Source organism: Halochromatium sp. (assembly GCF_054919635.1).
This window is the reverse complement of sequence record NZ_JBUDPI010000234.1, coordinates 1-6,259: the sequence shown is the minus strand read 5'-3', so window position 1 is coordinate 6,259 and position 6,259 is coordinate 1. Positions and strand designations below refer to the sequence as shown.

The window sequence follows — 6,259 nt, the reverse complement described above, 5'->3', positions numbered from 1 at the left end:
CAGGATTTTCGGTTGCCTTCGGGGAGCGTTGCCGGGAGCATAGCAGGGCTATGTGACCGGCGCCGCGACGACGAAGGCGAGCGAAAAGGCCAGCAAGGCGGTATGAGCTTTGACAGAAATCGCCTAAGATCAGGAGCACCTGACAGCGAGCCCGTCTTCGTGCGCGGCGGGCCTCGGGCGAGCGACGCAGGGACTGGCGGAGCTGGCGACCTGAGCCTCTAGATCGACTCAGCGCTTCGCGGACTAGATGGCCCGCTTAACGGCCACTGCCAAGCAGCTGAGCGAGCTGTCCCTGTAGCGGATCGATCACAGGTGTCAGCTTTCGGCGCATCAGGCTGCCGAGCGTGGTCGGGTCAGGCAGCACGGGGCGGATCAGACCGTAGCCGGTGCCCGAGAGAATGCGCATTGCAGCCAGATCCGGGGCTGCGTCCGGAAGCCGATCGAGGATGCGCCGGGCCTGATCGGATACGGGATCGCATACGGGATCAGACAAGGGATCAGGTACAGGGTCGGACACGGTAGCAACCGCTGGGTCAGCGAAGGCATGGCCGTCCGCAAGCAAGGCGTCGATGGTCAGGTTCGGATCACCCTCCCGACGGAGTACCGCAAAGTAGCCGCGCAGAAGATCGAAGCCGGCACTGACGATATCCTGATTCGGCGGCTTCGCCAGGACCGCCGATAACGTCTTGAGAAAGCCTTGGCCCGCTGCACTGGTCACTCGGACCAAGAGGCCAGCGACACCGTTTCCTGCTTTGAGCTGGTCCGCCAGTGCCTCGGCGATCTCGTCGGCATCAGCGCGGGGTGGCGATTGCTCGGGCAGGTCATCTGGTCGCGCACGCAGAAACCCGACCAAGTAGGCTGGCTTGCGGGCCGACTTATTCCATAGCTCAAGGATTGCCTCGTCGCTCAACAGACCCGGCTGCAGCACCAACGACACCGATTCCATCATGGTCTCATGATCGGTTTCGAAGGGCAGGTACTCGATCAGGTAATCGGCTAGGACCGGTCCCATCTCGCTGACCACAATCGCCGGATTCCGCAGCATGCGCCGCGCATTCTCCGCATCCTCCATCGCCCACCAAGCGCGCCGCGCCAGCTCAGGGGTCAGCCCGGGCGAGCCAACCGCGGCGACCACCGCCTCCGATTCCCCGAGCATCAACAATTGCTCGAGACTTTGATCGCGCATCTGCCCCATCCGCGTCCAACGCCGCAGATAAACAGGGTAGCCCCCGGGCGAGCCGAGGATATGACCAGAGATCAGCTCCTTGACCGCCCGCAGATAGGCATCAGCGGCACCAGTCGGATTCAGCGTCACTGTCGCCTCACCGCGCTCCGAAAGGCCATAGACGACCAGACGTGATTCGTCGATCCGAATCGCCTGCGGGCGGTTCGCGAGCAGCACATTCAGCCGCAGATTATCTTCGCTCGACAGCTCCATCGACCACCCTCGTTCAAGCGAGCCTGATCGCTAGCGGATGCCCAGCGGGATGACCAGTAACCGCCATCCTCGGCGCGCCCTGCTCGAGTAAAGCGGCTAGCGCAAAGGAACCCGCGCAACAGAGGCTCGAGCCAAGGACGAGCAGTGGCCTAGGCATCGGCCGGCGGCTTGTAGTTGGGGTCCTTCGGATTCATGAAGATGAAGTGCGGCTTGCCGGGCTCGATCTCGACAAAATCCATCACCGTCTGATCTAGGAGCGGAACGTCCTCTGGCGCCATCACCAACTCGATCCCTTCGCTCTGGAAGCGGATGTCTTCTTCGGTTGGGGCATCAAAGCCCATGCGGTAGTCGATGCTGCCATCGGCCTGCTGGATTGCTGCGAGACGCAGCGACATGCCCTCGGTTCCAGCGTCTTTTGCTGCCTTTAAGACCTGCTCGGCAGCTGCCGTCGTCAGTTTGAACATAAACCCTCATCCTATCTCGTTGCCAGGGACCGAGACCCAGATGGGCCACGGGACCAGATGCAGCTCGAGCCTGGTATCGACCCAAGCCACAGCGGCAGAGCTCGCTAAAGCACTGACCTGACGCGATCGACGAAGCGCCGCGTCCAATTCACTCCGCCGACACCCCGCAGATGGGTATAGCTGGCCAGCAGATTATGCTGAATGATACCGTCATGCCGACCATCGACGCCGACTCCGCGCACCATGTCGAAGGCAAACCGCCACTCGGCGCGCGGTGCAACGATGGCGGAATGATGGAATTCGTGGGCGCAGATATCGCGCACGTCCGACGCCTCCCGCGGCCAGGGACAGGCGTCGGTCTCGCGCAAACGCACATAACCGCGCCCCTGGGGTCGCTCATGCATCGCGACATCGGCCTTCAACACCGAGCACATTCGGCGCGATTCGCTCCCCCAATGCAAGCGTTCGCAGAGATACATCAGACCACCACATTCAGCATAGGCTACGCCACCATCACCAATAAAGTCGGCAATGGACTGGCGCATCGAGCGATTTGCTTCCAGCTCCTGCATACGCGATTCGGGAAAGCCACCACCCAGGATGATCCCATCGACGGCCGGCACGCTCGCATCCGTCAGCGGGCTAAAGGGGACCAGCTCGGCTCCAGCGCGCTCTAACCCTGCGAGGTCATCGGGATAATAGAACCCAAAGACCTCATCGCGTGCGATGCCGATGCGAACCAGACGGCCGCTAGGCTTTGGCCGAGGAGGACTTAGCGCCTCCCAGTCAGGCTGCGGGGTACTCTCGGCGATCCTCAAGACCTGATCGACATCGACCGAATCGGCAACAGCGCGGCTGATCGAGTCGACCGTTGCCTCCACCTCGACCGCCTCGTTACTCGGGATCAGGCCGAGGTGTCGCTCCTCGATGGCCAGCGCTGCCTCGCGTGGAATCGCGCCCAGCACGGGGAGCTCGGTGTAATGCTCAATCGCTCGACGCAGGTTTGTCTCGTGACGGCGCCCGCCGACCTTATTTAGGATCACACCAGCAATCGAGAGATCGGGATCGAAGGCCTGATAGCCAAGCAGCAGGGGCACGATACCGCGCCCCATGCCCTGACAGTTGATCACAAGTAGAACCGGTGCCAGAAGGAGCTTTGCAAGCTCCGCATTCGAGCCCGCGCCCTGGACGTCCAGGCTGTCGAAGAGTCCGACATTGCCTTCGATCACCCCGAGCGTCGAGGCCGGAAGTCGCCGGCTGAAATCACCGCGGATCTCATCCGCCGACATGGTGTGATAGTCGAGATTGTGGCAGGCACGCCCTTGCGCAGCACGGGACAGCCACAAGGGGTCGATATAATCAGGGCCTTTCTTGAACGGCTGAACGCGCTGACCACGTCGCGAGAGCTCACGGATCAGGCCGATACTCAGCGTGGTCTTTCCGGACGATTTTTGCGTCGCCGCAAGATAGAGATGCGCCATGTTCGATCAGTGAGTCCGCACCAGCGCCCTGAGGGCGAGCAAAACAGCGACAACGCCCGTGATGGCGCGGACCAATGGCAAGCCCTGAGCACCTAAGCGGGTGCGCCCAGACGCTCAAGGATGAAGGCAGCCGCGACTAAGCTTCTCCCCTTCTTGGCGGATCAGCTCTTCGGCCTAGGCCGGCGACCGGGCGCTGGCATGCGGGTCGACATCACGATCGGCGAGCGACTCAGGCAGGAATTGGAGTACACGCACACCCACCGCAGTGATCAGCAAGGCAACACCAATGCCGCCAAGACCCAGCAACAGCTCGGGGAAGCTTGGCGAATAGGGAGCAACCTGCCCACCGATGTCACCTGGGGCGCCGAACTGTAGCACGGTATGGCCTGGGAACATCTCTTGAGGGTAGGCCTGACTGCCAACGATGATCACATACATCGCTGCCAAGCCGCCGACGATCACCATGGCGCAGGCCGCAATAATCCACTCCCGACGTTGGCTCAGCTCTGGATGATAGACGATGCCGAGCGGCATCAGGCCACCAATCAGGACCCAGCCAACCCAGAACAGGCCCGTATAGATGCCCCCATTGATCAGCAGGAAGGCCTCGATATCGCTGTTCTTCGCACCATAGAGCTTGGTCAGATGATAGATCAGCGTGAAATAGAGGACGGCCGCGATAAACAGCCCGAGCAGATTCTTCAGCCGCTTGAGCATGGCCGGACCGATCGGACGGCCGTCTGCATCGAAGGTGAAAAACAGGATCAGGATATAGATCGCAAGCCCGTAGGCAAACGACATCACCACGAACAAGGGCGCCAAAATGGCGGTGTCGTAGGCCTCTCGGCCCACCAGAAACCCGAAGATCGAGCCAGTACCCGTCGTCAGCGCCAGACGCCAGAGAAAGGCAAAGGTGCCCACGGGCTTCTGCAGATGATTCCCCTTGCGCTCCGCCATGGTCCAGAGGTAGCCGATCACGATCGCTGCAAATCCGGAATACAGGAAGATGTTCCAGGCGAAGATCGAGCTGAAGTTGTAGGTCGTCATGGCAACCAACAGCCGGTCAGGACGTCCCAGATCCAGCACCAGCACCAGCAGTCCGCCAACCAGCAGCGCGACGGCCAATAAGCCGGATAGGCGCCCCAGCGGCTTGTAGGCCTTCTTGTCGAACACGGTGCCAATCGAAGCGATGTTCAGGGCACCAGAGGCGGCGATGATCAGAAAGACAGCAAAGACATGCGGCGTCCCCCAGACCACTGAGTTCGTCATACCCGTCACCCAGTGACCCTCGTGCTCCATGTACAGCGCGGACAGTCCGCCAACCGCGATCACGGCTGCGAGGATTGCAAGCAGGCCCCAGTAACGCTGAGGCTGAACCAGCCATTCCCGATAGACGATTCTTTTCATGCTGACTTCTCTAACGTGGTGCGATGGCGCCAACAGCGTGCATGGCGATCATGAGCCTGGAGCCCCCGGTGGCCTAGAGCGCGGTGGTTAGATGCCGGTATAGCGCACACCGGTATTGAGGCCGAGGTCTTGGCGAATCTGCCGACTTGACGTCTTCGCCAACGCCTGACGCAATGGACCGGTCGGATCTTTGAGGTCGCCGAAGACGAGCGCCTGGTGCCCTTCCGAAGAGCAGGCATCGGCACAGGCAGTCGAGATATCGCCAGAGTCCAGCCGGTGGACACAGAGCGTGCAGCTCTCGACACAGCCTTTACCGCGCGGCGCGCGAGTAAGCTTCTGATCAACCTGCTCATGAATGAATGAGCGCGCCTTATAGGGACAGGCCATCATGCAATAACGGCAGCCGATGCAGGTGTGGCGATCGACCAGCACGATGCCATCAGCGCGCTTGAACGAGGCCCCGGTGGGGCAAACGTCCACGCAGGGTGGATGCTCGCAGTGCTGGCACATCAGAGGCAGGTTGGTGACATTGCCGGTCAGATTATCCTGCAGCTTGACCTTACGTATCCAGGTGGCGCGCTGGTTCTGCCACTTGAGCTTGTCGTCGCCAAGCGGCTTGGACTGCAGATTCAGCCCATTCTCGGTATCGCAGGCGTCGACGCAGGCGGTGCAGCCATCGGCACATTTGCTGGTGTCGACGAGCAGACCCCAGCGGTGCACGTCGGTCACCGGCTCGGTGCGTGGTGCGGCGTTAGCCACAGGGGTGTGAAGGAACACACCAGGTGCAACCGCAGAGGCGGTCACACCAGCAGCCGCACTGAGAAAATCTCGGCGGCCTTGGTTCATCGATTCGGTTTCGTGATTCATCGTCCGATTGCCTCGCCTCGCTAACTGCCTTATCGCTCAGCGTTCATTGGCCCAGTCATCGTCGGCCCGGTCACCGTCGCCCCAGTCAGATGCGCGTGTGCGGCGGCAACCTCGTGGTTCCAGGCCTCGCCTTTCGGAACCGTTGCATGGCAGTCGAAGCAGTTCATCTCGACCGCCGCGTAATCATGACAGGCGCGGCAGAACTGGCCCTTGGCATCGATCTCGATCGGCGAGCCGGTCTCGTCATAACCGACGTGGCAGGAGACACAGCCGGAAATGCCATGATCCGAGCCACGGATGCCACCATAAACGGTCTGATCGCGTTGGTGCCGGATCAGCTCGAAGTGATTGCGCCGCATGTATTCGGTCGGCTCGACGCAATTCTCTCAGGAAGCCGCCTTTGAGTTAGGCAGCACGTAGTCACCCTCCTCCTCGGCCTGGGCCGCCGTTCCCAGCCCGAGGACGGCGGTCAGTAGCGCGAGGAGAACGCCTTTGGTCATGACTGTTGCCATCGATGTCTCCAGCTCTGTTGAAGGTTGCTTATTCACCGAGGCCCATCTTGATATAGCCGGTCGGACAGACATCGGCACAGATATGGCAGC

6 protein-coding genes are annotated in these 6,259 nt (G+C 61.3%); all 6 read right to left on the bottom strand.

Going from position 1 to position 6,259, the window contains the following annotated elements; translation table 11 throughout:
• Positions 1-256: 256 nt before the first annotated feature.
• The 6 genes from ACY693_RS13475 to ACY693_RS13450 all read right to left on the bottom strand — a co-directional run bounded on the left by ACY693_RS13475 (position 257) and on the right by ACY693_RS13450 (position 6,016).
• Complete coding sequence (locus ACY693_RS13475; RefSeq protein WP_462322344.1) at positions 257-1,438, bottom strand: sulfur reduction protein DsrS; 1,182 nt, start codon at positions 1,436-1,438, stop codon at positions 257-259.
• Positions 1,439-1,587: 149 nt separating this feature from the next.
• A complete protein-coding gene (locus ACY693_RS13470; protein ID WP_462322343.1) occupies positions 1,588-1,902 on the bottom strand; it encodes a HesB/IscA family protein in 315 nt (104 codons plus the stop codon).
• A gap of 104 nt (positions 1,903-2,006) precedes the next feature.
• Complete coding sequence (locus ACY693_RS13465) at positions 2,007-3,383, bottom strand: cobyrinate a,c-diamide synthase (RefSeq protein WP_462322342.1); 1,377 nt, start codon at positions 3,381-3,383, stop codon at positions 2,007-2,009.
• A gap of 174 nt (positions 3,384-3,557) precedes the next feature.
• A complete protein-coding gene (gene nrfD / locus ACY693_RS13460; protein WP_462322341.1) occupies positions 3,558-4,790 on the bottom strand; it encodes an NrfD/PsrC family molybdoenzyme membrane anchor subunit in 1,233 nt (410 codons plus the stop codon).
• 87 nt (positions 4,791-4,877) lie between these two features.
• Complete coding sequence (dsrO, locus tag ACY693_RS13455) at positions 4,878-5,657, bottom strand: sulfate reduction electron transfer complex DsrMKJOP subunit DsrO (RefSeq protein ID WP_462322340.1); 780 nt, start codon at positions 5,655-5,657, stop codon at positions 4,878-4,880.
• A 29-nt stretch (positions 5,658-5,686) separates the two neighbouring features.
• Entirely contained in the window at positions 5,687-6,016 is a 330-nt protein-coding gene (locus ACY693_RS13450) for a hypothetical protein (RefSeq protein ID WP_462322339.1), read from the bottom strand.
• Positions 6,017-6,259: the final 243 nt, after the last annotated feature.

Bases quoted from the DNA above. Each gene is read 5' to 3' on its own strand.
- dsrO (WP_462322340.1), bottom strand. From the start codon at position 5,657: ATGAATCACGAAACCGAATCGATGAACCAAGGCCGCCGAGATTTTCTC.
- ACY693_RS13470 (WP_462322343.1), bottom strand. From the start codon at position 1,902: ATGTTCAAACTGACGACGGCAGCTGCCGAGCAGGTCTTAAAGGCAGCA.
- ACY693_RS13465 (WP_462322342.1), bottom strand. From the start codon at position 3,383: ATGGCGCATCTCTATCTTGCGGCGACGCAAAAATCGTCCGGAAAGACC.
- ACY693_RS13450 (WP_462322339.1), bottom strand. From the start codon at position 6,016: ATGCGGCGCAATCACTTCGAGCTGATCCGGCACCAACGCGATCAGACC.
- nrfD (WP_462322341.1), bottom strand. From the start codon at position 4,790: ATGAAAAGAATCGTCTATCGGGAATGGCTGGTTCAGCCTCAGCGTTAC.
- ACY693_RS13475 (WP_462322344.1), bottom strand. From the start codon at position 1,438: ATGGAGCTGTCGAGCGAAGATAATCTGCGGCTGAATGTGCTGCTCGCG.